13 protein-coding genes are annotated in these 18,064 nt (G+C 54.3%); 1 reads left to right on the plus strand and 12 read right to left on the minus strand.

Annotated elements, in window-relative coordinates; all coding sequences use genetic code 11:
* Positions 1-462 precede the first annotated feature (462 nt).
* Positions 463-1,089 carry a CPBP family intramembrane glutamic endopeptidase gene (locus tag QGH09_03180; protein ID HJO17188.1) on the plus strand — a complete coding sequence of 209 codons (627 nt, stop codon included), beginning with the start codon at positions 463-465 and terminating at the stop codon, positions 1,087-1,089.
* Positions 1,090-1,097: 8 nt separating this feature from the next.
* Here QGH09_03180 and QGH09_03185 read toward each other — a convergent pair whose 3' ends face one another.
* The 12 genes from QGH09_03185 to QGH09_03240 form a co-directional block, all read right to left on the minus strand.
* Positions 1,098-1,748 carry a hypothetical protein gene (locus tag QGH09_03185; GenBank protein ID HJO17189.1) on the minus strand — a complete coding sequence of 217 codons (651 nt, stop codon included), beginning with the start codon at positions 1,746-1,748 and terminating at the stop codon, positions 1,098-1,100.
* Positions 1,749-1,750: 2 nt separating this feature from the next.
* Positions 1,751-4,669 carry a BamA/TamA family outer membrane protein gene (locus tag QGH09_03190; GenBank protein HJO17190.1) on the minus strand — a complete coding sequence of 973 codons (2,919 nt, stop codon included), beginning with the start codon at positions 4,667-4,669 and terminating at the stop codon, positions 1,751-1,753.
* 54 nt (positions 4,670-4,723) lie between these two features.
* Positions 4,724-8,824, minus strand: coding sequence for a translocation/assembly module TamB domain-containing protein (locus tag QGH09_03195; GenBank protein ID HJO17191.1), 4,101 nt, complete (start codon positions 8,822-8,824; stop codon positions 4,724-4,726).
* A gap of 23 nt (positions 8,825-8,847) precedes the next feature.
* Positions 8,848-9,366: a biotin/lipoyl-containing protein gene (locus QGH09_03200; protein HJO17192.1), complete on the minus strand. Its 519-nt coding sequence runs from the start codon at positions 9,364-9,366 to the stop codon at positions 8,848-8,850.
* A gap of 12 nt (positions 9,367-9,378) precedes the next feature.
* Entirely contained in the window at positions 9,379-10,893 is a 1,515-nt protein-coding gene (locus QGH09_03205) for a biotin carboxylase N-terminal domain-containing protein (protein HJO17193.1), read from the minus strand.
* Positions 10,894-10,996: 103 nt separating this feature from the next.
* On the minus strand, positions 10,997-12,541 hold the full coding sequence (locus QGH09_03210) for an acyl-CoA carboxylase subunit beta (protein HJO17194.1): 1,545 nt from the start codon (positions 12,539-12,541) through the stop codon (positions 10,997-10,999).
* Positions 12,542-12,562: 21 nt separating this feature from the next.
* The gene (gene fsa / locus QGH09_03215) at positions 12,563-13,216 is read right to left on the minus strand and encodes a fructose-6-phosphate aldolase (protein HJO17195.1); all 654 of its coding nucleotides are present in this window, start codon (positions 13,214-13,216) and stop codon (positions 12,563-12,565) included.
* A 50-nt stretch (positions 13,217-13,266) separates the two neighbouring features.
* Positions 13,267-14,541: a hypothetical protein gene (locus QGH09_03220; protein HJO17196.1), complete on the minus strand. Its 1,275-nt coding sequence runs from the start codon at positions 14,539-14,541 to the stop codon at positions 13,267-13,269.
* A 101-nt stretch (positions 14,542-14,642) separates the two neighbouring features.
* Positions 14,643-16,022, minus strand: a complete 1,380-nt coding sequence (hslU, locus tag QGH09_03225) for an ATP-dependent protease ATPase subunit HslU (protein HJO17197.1) — start codon at positions 16,020-16,022, stop codon at positions 14,643-14,645.
* A gap of 42 nt (positions 16,023-16,064) precedes the next feature.
* Positions 16,065-16,592 (minus strand): ATP-dependent protease subunit HslV, encoded by a 528-nt coding sequence (gene hslV / locus QGH09_03230; protein HJO17198.1) that lies wholly within the window; start codon positions 16,590-16,592, stop codon positions 16,065-16,067.
* Between the two features lie 182 nt (positions 16,593-16,774).
* Positions 16,775-17,293, minus strand: coding sequence for a hypothetical protein (locus QGH09_03235; protein ID HJO17199.1), 519 nt, complete (start codon positions 17,291-17,293; stop codon positions 16,775-16,777).
* A gap of 12 nt (positions 17,294-17,305) precedes the next feature.
* On the minus strand, positions 17,306-18,058 hold the full coding sequence (locus QGH09_03240) for a hypothetical protein (protein ID HJO17200.1): 753 nt from the start codon (positions 18,056-18,058) through the stop codon (positions 17,306-17,308).
* Positions 18,059-18,064 lie beyond the last annotated feature (6 nt).

Below are 18,064 nucleotides of genomic sequence, written 5' to 3' on the forward strand. Positions count from 1 at the left end.
CGGGCCGTCGCAGGATGCTGAAAATAACTCCTTCTACGCCTCTCTGTTGAGCTGCGCCCTTCGCAGGGCCGAACCGAGAGGCTAGGAACCATCCTCAGCAGGCCTGTTAGATCCTACGGCGGTCAACTATGCGTCCTGCTTATCGGTTTGTCAAGCCTCAAACTACAAGATATGGGGTAAAGCTTTAGGTCAAACGCAAGATGTTGGTAAAACTGGCCTAATCCTGAATACTTGCAATTCAGATGTACAAGCTCTGTCACGGTTCTTCCCCGACCGGTCAAGGACTGGTACAGTCAGACCGTGTACTTAGATGAGATCGATTCATCCGTCGACCCACCATCCGCAGTTAACCCGGCTGTGCCCAACACACCTCAGTTGCTCAACCGACAACGCGAAGGTTTGAAAACACGCATCAGGGCTTTCGGTGAGGTAGTACTCTGTTCCGATTTCCCAACACAGCTGATGTTGATTCAACTGCTCGCATGGATCGGCCTACGCCCGTTACTAAGCGACGGACGACTGTCGTTACTCTACATCGCTACACTCTCGCTCGTGGACGCAGCAGTATTGATAACGTTGATTCTATGGTTTCTTCGTTGCCACAGTGAATCGGCACGTAGGATTTTTCTTGGGAGTCGGTCGATCGGACGCGAAGTCCGTCTCGGCGTACTACTCGTTCCTGGCGTGGTCTTGTTCGTACTCCTAACTCTGACTCTCATCCAAAACTTTGCACCGTGGCTCCATAACGTAGAAGAAAATCCGCTCGAGTCGCTCTTGCAAACACCTCGCGACGCCATTATCTTCGGGTTGGTGGCGATTGTCGCCGGAGGCGTACGCGAAGAACTTCAACGAGCCTTCATCCTTCACCGGTTCAAAGAACACCTAGGTGGAGCACCGGTCGGCCTCGTGGTCTTCAGTGTCATGTTCGGCTTAGGGCATCTAATACAGGGATGGGACGCAGCCCTTGTCACCACGATGCTCGGTGTGGTGTGGGGCGTCGTGTTTCTTTCAAGAAGAAGTGTTATCGCGCCGATAGTGAGTCATACTGGCTTCAACGTACTGGAGATCGTGCGACACTTATCGCAGTGAAGCAGTTCCTACCCTTCCTCGTCTAGACGGGTCACCTTTACACGGAGAGACAGCCTCGTGATCCAATCGGCAATGAGCGCTCCTTGGCGCTCCTCCTGTAAATCCCGCCGCACCTGATCGCGAATCCGATCGAAGGGCTGTCTCTCCCCGCCTACCGAATAATGGTTTATCTGCCTGCGATAATACTGTGCCAATTCAGCCTCTGTTGGTTGGACCATCGATCCGAATCGCTGTTCAAGATAGTTCTCGACCCGCCAACCCTTAAGCAGTACGCGCGCCAAGCCTGTCTCGGTCATACCAACCTCTGCAAGCGCGTGCAGAAACGCTTCGTGCGTTGGGAAGCTACTGCGCAAGTCGTCGAGCTTGGCCTTAATAACACCGACTCTTGGTTCGGGAACAATAAACCGGTTTACTTCTGCGAGGATTAAAGCTCGGTCGATCAACCGCGTGAGCACATCAGTTTCGTTGCGAGCATCTGGTATCAAACCAAACGTAGTGACAGCCCGCACATCGGATAGCATAATGACGTCACTGCCGACCACTGCAATCACCCGATCAATAATGTCGGTTCGCGCATGCAACATGATGGCGGAAGCGACCCATATGAACACAGCAAACCGACACACCGCCTGAAATCGTCGCAAGCCTTTGTATTTCATCTTTAGAACGCCTGTCCGATGCTCACATGAAGAGCTGTCAAACTCTCCAAGACTCCACTACCGAAATCGCGCTGGTCGAGTTTAAATCCAAGGTCAACCCGGATCGGCCCGATGGGTGACCGGTAACGCAAACCAAAACCGGCACCTCCACGAAGACCACCAAACGTCATTCGTTCGACTGTCTTAAACACATTACCTACGTCAAGGAACGCAACAGCTCCCAGACTCTCCCAAATCGGGAACCGGAGTTCATTATTGACGATGATCAGACTATTCCCACCTTGGGGAAACCCATCCTGGTCAATCGTTGAGTCATCGCCCAAACGGTCGAGGGCGAAGCCCCGCACCGTCGTTGAGCCGCCAGCGAAAAACCGCTCGCTCGCAGGGAGATCACGTATAACGGTTTCAACTGATTGACCGTCTGCTGCTAAAACTGGATTCCCATTATTATCGATGACCTTGACTGCCCTCGAAAAACCAGTGGCCAACCCAACCCGGAGCCCAGAGGCAAAGACCATCGATGATGTCCCGGGTAAACGCCGGTAAAAAAACCCCTGCATTAGCGTCTTCGCAAACCCAACCTCAGAGCCTATCGCCCGGCCAGCCAACCCTGTGTCAACGCTCAAGAGTTCGCCACGCGTTGGATCGAATGGGTCGTCACGGCTATCCCGAATGAACGCCCCTGAAAACGTCGATAGTGCAATCCCGGAAAACAACCTGTCGATGAGATGCTCTTCCTCCGTATTGAAGCGCTCGTCAAACAACTGGTCTCGGTTAAACGTATAGCCACCAGTGAAGATTGTGGTTGAGCCAAGAGGCCTTCGCCACTCAACGCGCACACCACGCTGTTTGAGATTGAAACTCGATCGAATCGATTGTTCAATGAAAGCCGAGAACAGTAGTTCCCCAGTCGAATTAAAAACGCGCGGTTCGCGAAATGTGGCCAGCATCCTATATTCGTTGAATCCAAAGTTGCTCGAATTATCATTAACGATCTGATCGTTATCTGGCCGGAGACTCACTCGCGTAAATAAGTTAACTGAGCGGTTCTTGCCCCACAGATTTCTTCGGCCGATCTCAATAAAGCCTCTCGGAGCAAACTCGACTTGCTCAACTGCAGCACCACTTTCTCCGCGCCCCCGACGTAGTCTAGTTCCAGCTTCGAACCCGCCACCGTAGCCGAGTGTTGTCGCTGGCACCTCCTCGACTGCTACCAGAACATCGCGTCTGGTATCACTGCTATGGCTAATTTCAGTAATCCTAATCCTGCGGAATAATCCAAGTGCTCCTAAGCGCCGCCGGCTTTCAGTAAGTCGGTCCTGGCTCAGCGGTTGACCAGGCACCAGTGTTATTTCTCGACGGATTGTTGCGGTGCTAACCTGGAACTGCCCGGTAATTAAGACGTGATCGACGAGAATTTGCGGTCCGGCTTCAACAACGTGAGTAAGGTGGGCTTGGCGGGTACCGGGGTCAAAAGAGGCGTCTACGCGAACGCTCGCAGTCTCATAGCCCAGACTAAGCAGCCGCTGTAGGATCGCGTCTCGGTCCGCCAAAGCAACGGCTCGCTCGTAGACTACACCGGGGCGCGCCGCTATTGCCGCCTGGAGATCTGGAACGACAGAATTTGGTGCGCCCTCGATTTCGATGGAACCGATGACCATGCGAAGCCCTTCGGCCACTGTGAGTCGAAGATGCACCATAGGACCCAAAGGACTGGATTCTTCTACAACCTCCGTTGTTATATTGGCGTTCGGATAGCCAGCTTCCCGATAAGCAGCAAGTATCGCGGTGACTCTCTCATCAAAAGTCGCCTCCACGAACGGATCACCAACGACGACCCCAAGCCTGTCCTGAAATACAGCACGCGGGAACAATTGATGGCCCTCGATCTCAATGCCGCCAACTCGTACAACTGGCCCGCGGTCGACGTGGTAAACAATCTTCAGTTCCTGTTCATCGCCGGTTCGAGTGTAGTCGGTTATTGCTCGTCGGAAGCCACGCTGCTGAAGATAGTCCAGGAGTCGACGATTGGAGTCCTCTAATAAATCCTCATCAACCGAGCTCTCACGGTCTATTGTTACAAGGGCATCCTGAATCTCAGCCGGTAGCGAGTCTCCCTTAAACTCGACCATTACACGGGGCCCCGCATCTACCGTCAAAGTAAGATCGAGTTGAAGTCCACCGGGCCTAGCCTCCACAGTGTGGTCAGCCACAGCTTCAAAGTACCCATCTTGTTTCAGATTATTAACGTAATCGATCAGATGCTGCTCCAGCGCTTCGCGATCGAGATGTTCGCCGATTCGAAGGTCGAGTCGTCGAAAAATATTCGCCTCTTCCTCGAGCACTTGGCCAACAAGGACAAGCGTCGCAAGACGAGCCTGCTCGCCGGCAGCAATTTCTATGGTCAGTGTCGTTAGACCACCACCTCGGTCGACCGGCGAGATTACGATACTTGTGTTTAAGTATCCCTGGTTGCGGTATAACTCACGCAGAAACCCTGCGATATCGTCTACCTGACCGAGTTGAGGCCGCTCGCCATAGCGTTCGTCAATCGCCTCACGGAGATCGCCGCGAGACAATCCTAAGTTTCCCCGGAATGCGAACCGATCGACGATCTTAATTGGAGTCAGTTTATAGAGCAGTACAACGCCCCCATCCCGTAGATTTGCATCCACGCGAATATCGCTGTAGTAGCCTAGGCTAAAGAGGTGCCAGATGCTCTCGCGAACGTCTGTCATCGATAACGGTGTCCCCACGCTTGTAACAATTAGCTCTTCACTCCCAGGAGTTGGCATTGCACCCCCGAAGTCGAGTTTCACATCAACAATTGGAAGTCCCAGGTAGGTATTGACATCCGCCACCGCACCTAAAGAGACACAAGTGAACCAACCTGCCAAAACCAAACTGGCTAAGTGACGCACCGCAAACCACAACTTCCGGCCCTCGGTGCACGACGAGTGGTTAAGTGGGATCATCTAGAAGGCGTGACGCACACGAAAGTCAATTGCGTAAGTACGGTCTTCATTTTGGGATAGCACCCAAGAAAGCCGGTCGCTCTGGTCATACTCTAGCAAAATAAGTAAATCGCGCTCTCCACCCGTCAGGGCACGCGACAAAGTTAGATATGCCCGGTCAGAAACGCGCTTGCCAATAGTTAGCCTCGCTGTTGGCCTTAACTCGGCCGTTTGTCTCGAAGTCGCATCGCTCAGCGACGACCCAATCTGGAAACTATCAACACCGAACGACTCCTCAACCACTTGACCAAAGCCTGACGAGATCGGATTCGTTAGTAGTTGTGCCGCCCGCGCCTGCAGTAACTGTCGATCGGCCTCGGTTCCAGTACGAATCGCCCTGAGCTCACCCTCGGCAGGATCGTGGACACTACCAAGCAACAAGGCAAGAATGTCAATCGCCGGTAGCGGTGGATCCGAAGTGAGGTCAGGAACAAATCGTTCAGCTGTACCAGCGGCGTGAAAAATCACACGATAAATCTGACCCGGCACTCTTACACTTGTTTCAGCCTCAACATCAAAGAAGGGATCAATTTTAGTGGGGTCACTGAAATCTACGCTCCCACTAGTTACAAAATACCGATTACCCTCAAAGAATACTTCGCCACGATCGACCTCTATATAACCGAGTAACTGCGGTTGCTGTGCCGTCCCCTGCATTCTGAGGTCAACGCTGGCGGTCACACGAGCATTCCTATCTTCAACACGAAGTGTTCCAGGTGCATTGATCTGAAGGTCGTAGCGTATTGGGAACGGAGACTCAATTTCGCTTTCGGGATCATAGGTTTCGTCTTGAGTCGAGAAATTCAAGAATTGGGTATCGACTTCAAACTGTCTGACCCAAGTCGCGTCAACCACCTCAAGAACACCGACAAGTATCGGATCCTCAAAGGACCCTTGTAATGAAAGATCAGCATCAATCACAGAACGGATCCCCTCTGGGTAGCGTAATTGCATCCCTTGGCCAGTCAGTGTCATGTCCAACTCACCAGGCAGATAGCCGTCAAGACCGACCCGTCCCCCAAACTGCACTAAGCCGCCACCGAGCGTGGCCGACAGATCATCCAAGTGAATACCTTCAGCATCAAAAACAGCTCGACCGTTGACCGCTTCCAGTGAGTGTGGCAGAGAGAAAAGTCGAAGTCGGCCGTCGGTTACCGCCGCGAACCCATCCAGAACCGGCACATCGATCGAACCGCGAATCTCAGCCACAAGTTCCGCGTTGCCTGAACTTCGAATATCGCCGATAAAACCTTGAAGAATTCCGAGGTTCGCATCACCCGTTGCCCGAATGGCAACCTCATCGGTTCGAAGGCGAACTTCGCCAGAAAGATTTAGGGCGGTGCCCTCCCCTCCTAGTTGCATCTGCTCAATCCGGACGACTTCCTGGTCTAAAGCAATGCGAACGTCACCGTCGTTGCGTAACTCGTAATCGAAGAGTCCTAATTGCAAGTGCTCAATAGTCGTATCTACCAGAAGGTGCTCAGGATTACTGAGCTCGCCCACAATTCGGGTTGATCCACTCGCAAGGACCGTGGTGTACGGCTGAAGTCGAGGTTCGAAAACCCTTATGTAGGGATCGAGCGCGGTATCGGTGAAACGGAATGCTAACTCAGCGTCACCCTCCGTCGTCAGAGCAACTCGGCCTAGCGCTGAAATCGCCAGCCTCGGTGAGGCCGCTTCAATTTCAATCTCCAACTCCTCGTTTCTCACACCGATGCGTCCGGTCACCTGCCCAATTTCCTCCTCACTCATGAAAAGGCTATCCACCCGACCACGAACATCGTAGTTGGGAGTCTCAAACACCCCGACACCTGAAGCGGTAAACTGGAGCGTCCCCGAAAGGGGTGCGTATGGGTTCTCGACCGTCGCCACCTCCGACATCGGAATTCCATAACCATCCGCATTGAATGTGTAGGTGCCTAGCCAATTGACGAATGCAGCACCGGTGACGACGCCGCCGCCCTTGACCATCTCCACACCATCGAGCCGAACACCTACACCTTCGAAACGGAGCCCCGCAACACCAGATTCAACTGGTTCACCGTATGCTGTACCGTCGCGCATCGACATCTGACCGAACCCAAACGGCGCCTCGTAATGTCCATAGAGATGTAATTCGCCAGACAGCAACCCTTCGACACGGTACCCTTCTTGCTCAAATGCTGTAAGAAAATCTGTAGCGCTCCGATCGGTGATTTTGAACGTGGCGTTCATTTCTTCATCACCATCGGTTCGCGGATAGCTAAAAGCGAATCGCCCATCGAATTCGATTTCCGAACCTCCGTCAGTCACATGTCCGTCCGTGATTTCGTAGTACCCGTCCTCGATGATCGCTTCACCCGACCACCGACCCCACATCACATCCCAAAGACGCATCCCTTTGGCAGCAAACACGCCCGAAACCCGTGGACTTGAAATCGTTCCCTGTATGACACCGTCAAACGTGCCCCGGCCAGAAATTTCGAACTCATTTGTCAGTTCGCCAAAAGCGGTCATGACACCCGCAAGAATTTGATCGGTCTCCTGCCAATCGGCGCTCGTCAGGTTAAATGGGATCTCGGAATCATCACCGTAGGCAGTCCGTCCTTCAAACACGATACGTGTCCGCGGCGTAGCAATCCAACTGCCAACCGCAAGGTCGATCCACTTAGGCCCCAACCGGTAGCTCGTCGACCCACCGATAGAAAAGCGCCGGAAGGGTTGCGATGATGCGGTCTCGGGGTTTAACACCGTCTGATCAACCAATGCAGCTTGGAGCTGAACGCCATCCGGTGGTAGCGCTTCAACATGCCCTTCACCTTCGTGTTCTTGGAAATGGCCGCGTGGCCACGACATGCGGTTCCACCCCGTCGATTGACCCTGCAAACGAACACCGGCAAGGGCTAGTTTGTCGGTAAGCAGCTGCAAGTCAATATTCCGATAGTTCAGGTCAAGACGACCAGTGTTACCGTCGGGAAGATCGGGTGACCTCAGTGCGTATTCGAACTGCAATGGACCATCGTGAAAAATAGAGGAAGTATCAAAAACGTCAAAATCATCGTTGCGCCAATGGAGTGAGCCGGAAAGCTCAAGGAACGGCTGCTCATTAATCGTTGCTAGATCACTCCGGAAATCTCCGCGGAGATCATAGCCATTCTCGTACTTATGATAAGTTCCACCAAAATGACCCATTCCGCCTACAGTGAACGGGTCATGAGCAAAAAAGATGTCCCGGAGAGCTCCTAAATCTCCTTCTGATTGCACCTCGTAGTGTTGCTCTGGCCAATTCGCTGTTTCTACTTTACCCACCAGATGGGAAATGGTGCCGCTCGTCTCCAAGTCAAGTCGATCGAACATGACATCACTACCCTCAATTATAAAATCCGCTTGTACCGATGCTGTAATTGGCTCGTACAATCCGATCTGCACAGTGCCATTGGAAAACGTGACTTGTCCTCGATAATCCTTAAGTTTGGTCACGGTAATATCGAAGTTGGGCGTCACGGCGCTCCAGTTCGATCCGTAATCATCAAAAATAACTGTCCCACGATGGGCACGGATGTAGCTGAGCGTGGTAATAAACAGATCTCCGTTGTCAGAACCGTTCGCGACTGCTGCACTCTCAATATCAGCCGGGTAACCGTCAAGATCGGGGAATGTGTGGCTACCGTCAGGAAAACTCTCGAGAACCATCTCCCAATCAGCTATCTCAATAGAATCGAAGAGGAGTTCACGACGGAACAATGATGACCAGGGCATCGACACAACGATGCGATCCGCTCGCAGGAAAGGACGATCGTCAGGCGTCGGACCCTCAATAACCAAATCCTCAGCCAGAAAACGACCGGGGAAGAGATAGACGGACAACTTTCCAACGTGCATCGGCCGGCCCACTTGCTGAGACCCTATCTGTTCAACTTGACCGCGGAGTGCAGGACCAACATCCACTGTTACGCTCGTCACTACAAGAGCCGCAACCAGCCCCACGCCCAAGACGAGAGGTAGCCGGGCAAACCTCCACCTACCACCTTTGACAGCAGGCATCGTCACATCAGCGTTCGAATCTGTTCTGGATTCCTTCACACGCAGCTCATCCAATCAGTTACTTACTCAAAAGAGACTAGCGTCTGTCCAACCTCAACAGTCATCCCTTCACGAACAGGCACCTCCCTTATGCGCCCTTCTTTCGGTGCCGTCAAAACGTTCTCCATTTTCATTGCCTCAACGACAACAAGAGCCTGTCGTTTCAAGACCTCGTCCCCAGCTGCAACCATCAGTCGCACGACCCGACCGGACATCGGAGCAACGACATCTCTTCTTCCGGAGACGTCCTCCTCCCTCACTTGACGCACTGCCCGTCGGCTATCGACGACAACCTGAAACACCCCCCCACGAAGTTGGACGTCAAATTGTGCACGGCGGCCGGTAGCCACCAGCGCCACCTCGTGACTCGTTGGCATCCCGTTTAGGCGAATTATCGATAGCCTGCCGGTGCCCAAGCGACGAACATCAACCTTGTGTTGCCGCCCGTCTACATCCACTAATAGGTGGTGCCCAATTGACGCCACTGGCCTTTTAACCATCACCGTTCGCACCCGACCGTTGACTTCAATGCCGAAACGCATACTTCCAGTAAATTAGGTGCGCAATGCGGCCGCCCGTGCCGCTCGACGCCATGGCGAGCTCGTTTCCAAGGGTTCTGTTGTTTCCCCTCCAACGGATTCCAGAAAAGCGTGCGCCGCCATACCAATCACGGCGACCTCCTCCGCTTCAGATGAGGGATCAGTGAAAGCTCGCCCATCTCGTTCGGCTAGGATAGCGTCGACAAACGTTGTATCTATGGCTCCTTCGGCGAACGCGCGGCTGCGAATTAGCCACTGAAAGAACGGGATCGTCGTCTTGATACCCTGCACCCTAAACTCGTCCATCGCCCGACGCATCCTAGCGATAGCGTGCGTTCGATCCGCGCCCCATGCAACAACCTTCGAAATCAATGGGTCATAAAAAACAGGCACCTCGCCACCCACAACAGCACAGCTGTCCTCGCGAATACCTGGTCCCGAAGGCGACTGCAGGCCACGGATACGTCCAGGAGATGGCAAGAATGACGCATCAGGGTCTTCAGCATAAACCCGGCATTCGATGGCGTGTCCAGTCGGTTTAAGCGCATGCTCTAGAGTAATATCGAGCCTTTCGCCTTGAGCGATACGAAGCTGCCACCGAACCAAGTCAACTCCCGTAATTGCTTCGGTTACCCCATGCTCGACCTGTAAACGTGTATTCATTTCAAGGAAATAGAAGTCGCCTGATTCATCGACCAGAAATTCAACAGTTCCAGCATTTGTGTAGTCGACCGCCTTGGCGATCGACACGGCTGCGTCGGCCATGGCCGTCCGACGTTGAAGTGACATTCCTGAGGCGGGTGACTCCTCGACCAACTTTTGATACCGGCGCTGGATTGAGCACTCGCGTTCGACAAACGGCACGACCGTACCGTACTCGTCGGCTAGGATTTGGATTTCGATATGTCGCGGGAATTGAAGCTGGCGCTCAAGATACACTGCATCGTCGCCAAACGCTGACCCAGCTTCAGAACGCGCCGTGGTGATCGCCGTAGTGATCACCGATGGCTCAGAAACCAGTCGCATCCCCTTCCCGCCTCCACCGGCCACTGCCTTGACCAGCAAGGGATAGCCGATGGTAGAGGCGAGAGCGATCATCTCATCGTGAGAAATAGCGGGGTCGACCGGCGCACCAGTACCGGGTACAACTGGAACGCCGGCAGCCACTGCTTTCTCGCGAGCCGCCACCTTTCCACCCATAAGCGCGATGGCATCTGCCGAAGGGCCAACGAACACCCGACCAGCTGCCCGAACGGAAGCCGCGAATTCTCCATTCTCAGACAAAAAACCGTATCCCGGGTGTACTGCCCATACATCAGCACTTTCGGCCACTTCTAGTATCTTGTCGACACTAAGGTAACTCTCCTTCGGTTCGCTTGCCCCAATCGCATACGCCTCGTCAGCATAGGTGACGTGTGGCGCACAGCGGTCACACTCGGAGTACACTGCGACGCTTTCAAGACCCATCTCACGACAGGCACGCATAATTCGGATGGCGATTTCGCCACGGTTCGCGACCAGGACCTTCATGTCTTATTCTTACGGTCTCGCAGCACAGGCACCATGACCAGGCAGACAAACGATATGCGCGATCTGCCTTTTATTCTAGCACTTAAGGGCTAGCTGCTTGCCCTTATAGCGGGATGTTGCCGTGCTTCTTCGGAGGGTTCTTGTCCCGTTTACTAGTCAGGCTTTCAAAAGCGGCAACCAGAATTTGACGAGTTCGTCGAGGTTGGATCACTGCATCGAGGTAGCCTCGAGCCGCCGCGGTGTAGGGATTAGCGAACTTTTCCCGGTATTCAGCAAACTTTTGAGCACGCAGAGTCTCAGGGTCCTTGGCTGCCTCAAGTTCTCGCTTGTACAACACGTTGACTGCGCCCTCTGGCCCCATGACAGCGATTTCGGCGGTCGGCCACGCATAGTTGAGATCGGTGCGGATGTGCTTGCTTGCCATCACACAGTAGGCCCCACCGTAAGCTTTACGGGTAATCACCGTTACCTTTGGCACAGTCGCTTCTGCGAATGCGAACAGTAACTTAGCACCGTGACGGATTATGCCGCCGTACTCCTGCTGCGTACCAGGCAAGAAACCAGGTACGTCCTCGAAGGTCAACAACGGAATGTTGAAGGCGTCGCAGAAACGCACAAACCGGGCTCCCTTGACTGAGGCGTCGATGTCGAGGGTGCCCGCCAGATGAGTCGGTTGGTTGGCTACAACTCCAACACTGTGCCCACCGAGACGCACGAAGCCAACGACAAGGTTCTTGGCAAACTGTTGATGCACCTCCAGAAAAATACCATCGTCAGCAACAGAATTGATGAGCTCAACAATATTGTACGGCTGGTTTGGCGCTTCGGGGACCAGGCGGTCGAGCGCTAGGTCCTCACGATCCGGAGGATCACTTGATTCTACGATTGGCGGATCATCAAGGTTGTTACTCGGCAGGAAACTGAGAAGGTCACGTAACAAGGACAAACATTCGTGATCGTCCGCTACCGCAAAGTGGGCGACTCCACTCCTAGCGTTATGTGTTGTCGCGCCTCCCAGCGATTCCTTCGTCACCGTCTCATGCGTGACCGTCTGGATAACGTCCGGACCGGTCACGAACATATAGCTTGTACCATCAACCATGACAGTGAAATCAGTGATGGCTGGCGAATAAACCGCTCCGCCGGCGCAGGGTCCCATGATGGCCGAGAGTTGGGGTACAACTCCGGACGCCAGTGTGTTCCGAAGAAAGATGTCGGCGTAACCACCAAGAGACAGCACACCCTCCTGAATTCTCGCGCCACCCGAGTCGTTTAGACCAACGATCGGCGACCCCATCTTGACCGCTTGATCCATCAGTTTGACGATCTTAGCGGCGTTCGTCTCTGACAACGACCCTCCGACAACCGTAAAGTCCTGTGCAAATGCGAAGACAAGACGGCCGCTCACACGGCCGAATCCAGCGACCACACCGTCACCTGGTACAACCTGGTCGGTCATACCGAAATCGCGGCAACGGTGCGTGACGTAACGATCGATCTCCTGAAACGTCTCTGGATCGAAAAATAGGTCGATCCTCTCGCGCGCCGTCAACTTCCCTGCCGCGTGTTGCTTCGCGCGGCGAGCCTCACCACCCGCCTCATCGGCCCGGCGTTCAATATCGGCGAGTTTCCTATTTCCCGTATCCATGATGCTAGTCGTTTTCTTTTTTCACCCTTTTGCGCCCTGTGCCTTTTCCCAATCAGCGAGGAACTTCGCAAGGCCGATGTCGGTCAGGGGATGCTTAAACAGTGCTTCAATCACGGCCGGCGGACAAGTGCACACGTCAGCACCAAGACGACCAGCTTCGACGATGTGGAGCGGCCCACGGATGCTCGCCACCAGCACCTCAGTACCAAACTCGTAGTTGTCGTAAATATCGACAATCTGGCTGATCAATTCCATGCCTGACGTCGCAACATCATCCAGTCGGCCGACGAACGGACTAACAAAAGTCGCTCCAACCTTGGCTGCAAGGAGCGCTTGGGTTGATGAAAAAACCAGCGTCACATTGACTCGAATGCCTTCATCCGCAAGCTTTCCACAAGCTTGCACGCCAGGCTTCCCAAACGGCACTTTTACAACAATGTGCTCATCGATTCCGGCCAACTCGCGGCCCTCTTGGATCATACCGTTGACATCTGTCGCTACAACCTCAGCGCTGACCGGCCCCTGAACCGTCTGACAAATTTCCTTAAGTATCGCTCGTGAATCACCGCCCGCCCTCGCTAGAAGTGATGGATTCGTGGTAGCACCATCAATGATTCCAAGCGGAACAAGACCGGCAATATCAGCAACGTTTCCCGAATCAACGAACAACTTCATTGGCGCACTCCTTCCTGATGCGGGCGCCACCCGCAAGACGGCGGACTTGGTTACTGAGGTGACTCGGTCACCTGGTTCGACAGCTCGCTAATATTAGACGGTGCTGCCCCGTCAGCCGCCACAACAGCGTAAACATAAGTGACACCCGTCGTGCCAGTGGTGTCTCGGTAATTCGTCTCCGTCAGCAGCACCGTCATTAGCGGCTCGAGTGTGCCATTAGGCGACTCGCCGCGCAAGACCAGATAGCCCGCAAGATCAGCTTCGGAATTTGGTTCCCAGATTAAGCTGACTGCACCGACGCTTCCAACCGCTGCGAGATTCCTCGGCGCAGCTGGTGAAAACGTGTCGCGGAATTCAGCGCAGGTTGGAGAAGACGCCTCGCTCTCGATCGGATCGCCATCAACTGTCGAAATTGCCGTTACGATGTAACACCTTTCTACGCCGAACTCCACGTTAACGTCGCTTAACTCAAACGTCTCGAGCGGCACCGCGTTAACCGGGACGGGCATTACCACATCCCCAGCGGCCGGCACCTCACCAGATGGGTTGTAGGTGTAGACGTTATAGGTCATGGGCTCAGCGGAGGCAATCGCGGGCGTTGACTCGAGTAGAACCAGGAGTTCCAGCGGCGCCATCGCTTCCAGTGCCGATAAGTCGAGGGTAGGTGCCTGCACAGCGCGCATTGCATTAGGCGCGGGTGACCAAGTAATCGTTGCAGCGTCCGCCGTATAGCTGACTTCAGGCGGTCCCGGAGTATTAGGAGCTGCATCCAACCGAACTCTAAGCTCGGTGGACATATTGCCATAATCACCATCGGCCGTCAGGCCAACCGCCACGTAGGTACGTCGTGGTCGCTCCAGAAGAAACGGGAAAGCTGCCGGTGTCTCAACCCAACGGAGTCCAGTCACCACTGGCACTTCAGCATCGTCTTCATTGTCTTCGTCGATATCGAAACGGCGGTCGACATCCGACAGGTCGGCCGAACTCAACATTTCCGTTGTCAACACCTCACGCACCACAACAGTTGCACCCTGCGCTGGAAGTTCAGGCAATGGACCGCCTACTGGTGGGGTTAGCTCGGCCAGCTCCAGATCTGCTGGCGGCCTAACTTTAATCGTCGCCACCAGAGTTGCCGCCTCAATGAACTCTTCATCAGTCAGCGGGCTGACCCCCGGCGGCAATGGACCAAGGGTGACTGAATAAACTTCTACGGTGTCCAGATCAGCCGGTGCGGTATCGTCAGTGTTAGTAGCCGGCACTTCAAACTGGAGGTACACCTCCGCACCAAGTCGACGAGCTTCGAACTCGGTGGGCTCAGTGGGCACGATCCTAATCGGAGCCCGTGGCGGCCCCTTCTTACCACAGCCCACTGCTGTGACTAGGACCAGAAGGAATATGACCACCGTGCGAGGGTACCGGATTTGACTCACAAGATGTATCGGGTGAGGTCTTCGTCCTTAACGATTTCCGCCAGCATCCGATCGACGTAGGCCGCGTCGATCGTAATCGATGTTTCAGCCATATCAGGTGCCTCAAACGAGATTTCATCGAGGAGCTTCTCCATCACCGTGTGTAACCGACGTGCCCCGATATTCTCTGCACGTTCGTTGACTAGGGTTGCCAATTCGGCCACGCGGTCCACTGCGTCGGGTTCAAAACTCAACTCGAGTCCCTCAGTTGCCAAAAGAGCCATGTACTGCTTGATCAGTGCTCCTCGCGGCTCAGTAAGGATTCGGACGAACTCCTCCGTACCGAGCGCCTGAAGCTCGACACGAATCGGAAACCGGCCTTGTAATTCTGGAATAAGGTCCGAGGGTTTCGCGACGTGAAACGCGCCGGCCGCTATAAACAAAATGTGGTCGGTTCGTACAATGCCGTGCTTTGTATTAACTGTCGTGCCTTCGACAATCGGCAAGACATCGCGTTGCACACCTTCCCGGCTCACATCAGGCCCATGCTTGCCCTCGTGCCCGGCAATCTTGTCGATCTCATCAATGAAAATGATGCCAGCCTGTTCAACCCGCTCAACGGCTGAACACCCGACCGATTCCATGTCGACGAGCTTCTGCTCTTCCTCCTGCACTAGATACTCCAGAGCTTCAGGCACAGGCATGCTTCGCTTACGGCTACGCCCTTGAAACAACCCTGGCAACATGTCTTTGACATTGATATCGATTTCTTCGACCGACGAGCCCGCTATTACTTCAAATGACGGAAACGACTTGTCACGGACATCAACCTCAAGACGTCGATTGTCAAGCTGGCCATCCCTGAGTTGCTCGCGAAATTTCTCACGTGTCCGGCGCACCTGTTCACGTGCCGCGTTCACTTCATCGCTATTACCCGTAGGTTCGATCGGTGGCAGCAGTAGATCGAGCACCCGTTCCTCAGCGTTTTGCTTGGCGCGCTCTCTAACCTCGACCAGCCGCTCGTCACGGACCATATCGACGGCAAGCTCAGTGAGATCACGCACCATGGACTCGACATCACGGCCCACGTAGCCGACCTCGGTAAACTTCGATGCTTCAACCTTTATGAACGGCGATTGTGCCAAACGGGCCAAACGTCTGGCAATTTCGGTCTTGCCAACACCCGTTGGACCAATCATAAGAATGTTCTTGGGTGCAACCTCCTCAGCCAGTTCTGGCGAGAGTTTCTGCCGTCGCATTCGGTTCCGAAGCGCGACCGCGACCGCGCGCTTAGCCTGGGCCTGCCCGACAACAAATTTGTCGAGTTCGGCAACGATCTGGCGCGGTGTTAGCGAATCAGCCGTAGAGACGGTAGTTTTGGGCAGATAGATTGGCATCAGTGGAATTCAACGACCACGAAACATCCCCATCAAGAACTATTACACTTCCTCAACTGAAATCGAGTCATTCGTGTACACACAGATTCCGGCGGCGATTCGCATTGCCGCTTCGGCGATCTGGCGTGCATCGAGGTTCGTGTGTCCAGCCAGTGCCTTGGCAGCCGCGAGCGCATAGGGCCCACCAGAACCGATAGCGACAATGCCATCATCCGGCTCTATCAGATCTCCGGTACCCGACAGCAGGAACGTCGAATCCTTGTCTGCAACAACTAACATCGCTTCCAGTCGGCGCAACACGCGATCCGTACGCCAGTCCTTGGCAAGTTCAACTGCTGACCGTTCAAGGTTGCCACGATATTGGTCGAGCTTGGTTTCGAACCTGGCAAACAGCGCGAATGAATCGGCAGCTGAACCGGCAAAGCCCGCAAGAACTCGGTCGTTGTAGAGACGGCGTATCTTCCTGGCACTTTGCTTAACAACTGTCTGGCCAAAAGTGACCTGGCCATCACCGGCCAAGACAGTTCGGCCTTCATGTCGTACCGCGAGAACTGTCGTGCTGTGATGCATCTTGAGCTTGGGAAACAGCCGTGTCCTAGAATCGGCGGTTGAGAAAGTACCGGGACACCAACGGCGCGAGTCTACCGAATGGAGGAAAAGAGTGTCAACGTTACAAGCCAGCCGCCAGCACGAGCCTCACGCACCTAGTGTACTTTACGGCAAATATGTCAGCATGCGTGACGGCGTGGACTTCAATCCGTCAACAGTTGTCTGTCGATGACATATTCCCCAATTTGGAGCCACTGAGAGCCGCGATGCTTGGCGAATAATTCGACTTTCGCGTCCACGAACAACCGGTGCTGCAGCATTTGGAGCCTGGGTTCAGTACTCGCGTAACCAAGCCGCGCACGCATCACAATCGGTTGGGTTGAATCACCGACCGGTAGTCCCTCAGAACTTATCGCCATCACCGTAGAGCTTCCCAACTCCTGCACGTCCTCCATGACCCGAAAGACCCCCATGACAGTCACAATTGAGATCCGGTTCTGTGCACCGTTCTTCAGTTGAAACGATACCTGCGGGACGAGTTTATTCCTTCCATCCGGTTGGATACCACTATCGAACCAACCTGTCGTTACGTCGGTGACGAGTAACTCGCTGGTAACATCGAGCGGCTCTCCTCCGCATCCGGAAAGAAAACCCACCACGGTGAGGACAAGGCTTAGCAGAGTCCCTTGCAAGACACGAGAGGTCCGATAAACGTATTGCATGAAACTTGTAGATCAGAATTCTGAGTACTCGATCCGGCTCAGCGCTTCGCTCCTAGCTATTTCCCCCTGCCTGAGAGCGATAAGAACATTCCCGCGCACCCGCAGCATCAGCCCAAGACCCCTTGGTAGGTCGGTCGGCGAGTCACCGCGGTTGCCACTGGACGTAGTGGCTACGGTCAGCCACTCGTTCGCCGCCAGCGGCAGTGAGTCAGTGTAGTCCAACATTGCATTAGCGAGCGCGTCCCGAATCTCCATCGCGTACACCTCGCTCGGGTCGACATCAGGTGGCGGTGGCGATGGCGGTGGCAGCGGGTGACCAACTAGCGACTCTAAACTCTGGAGAGCCTCCTCAAGCGAGTCCCGCACGTCCACGTTACCCAACGAACGCACATGTTCCCGCAACGATTGCAGCGTGGGTCCAAGCTCATCGCGTCGTCGATTCAAGTGGCGAAACACCCAAGAGAGACTACGTCGCAGCACCGGTATCTGCACGTCGAAGAATAGACCGTAGCCGTCTAATCTAAAACCATGAGCCCCTGTATTCCCCATAAATCGTGCGGCCCCGGGCGTCGATTCCTCCATCCTTGACGCGAAATTCCGTGCGCTATGCTCAACTGCCTCTTCAAACGCCCGCTCCACGACTCGCAACTGGTATCGCAACTGACTAGAGTCTGCCCTTCCAGCCGCAACCTCCGATGACGGCTGGGCCTGCGACGAAACACTGGTCGCAACTAAGATCAAGACAAGACAGATCATGGTTTTCAAGGTGCA

The sequence above is a fragment of the Vicinamibacterales bacterium genome (genome assembly GCA_036012125.1).
In the GTDB taxonomy this organism is placed as follows: Bacteria; Acidobacteriota; Vicinamibacteria; order Vicinamibacterales; family UBA823; genus UBA11600.

What these genes read in the sequence shown, in the direction of transcription:
- QGH09_03180 (HJO17188.1), top strand. Translation starts at nt 463, where the DNA reads ATGTTGATTCAACTGCTCGCATGGATCGGCCTACGCCCGTTACTAAGC.
- QGH09_03185 (HJO17189.1), bottom strand. Translation starts at nt 1,748, where the DNA reads ATGAAATACAAAGGCTTGCGACGATTTCAGGCGGTGTGTCGGTTTGCT.
- QGH09_03200 (HJO17192.1), bottom strand. Translation starts at nt 9,366, where the DNA reads ATGCGTTTCGGCATTGAAGTCAACGGTCGGGTGCGAACGGTGATGGTT.
- QGH09_03205 (HJO17193.1), bottom strand. Translation starts at nt 10,893, where the DNA reads ATGAAGGTCCTGGTCGCGAACCGTGGCGAAATCGCCATCCGAATTATG.
- QGH09_03210 (HJO17194.1), bottom strand. Translation starts at nt 12,541, where the DNA reads ATGGATACGGGAAATAGGAAACTCGCCGATATTGAACGCCGGGCCGAT.
- fsa (HJO17195.1), bottom strand. Translation starts at nt 13,216, where the DNA reads ATGAAGTTGTTCGTTGATTCGGGAAACGTTGCTGATATTGCCGGTCTT.
- hslU (HJO17197.1), bottom strand. Translation starts at nt 16,022, where the DNA reads ATGCCAATCTATCTGCCCAAAACTACCGTCTCTACGGCTGATTCGCTA.
- hslV (HJO17198.1), bottom strand. Translation starts at nt 16,592, where the DNA reads ATGCATCACAGCACGACAGTTCTCGCGGTACGACATGAAGGCCGAACT.
- QGH09_03235 (HJO17199.1), bottom strand. Translation starts at nt 17,293, where the DNA reads ATGCAATACGTTTATCGGACCTCTCGTGTCTTGCAAGGGACTCTGCTA.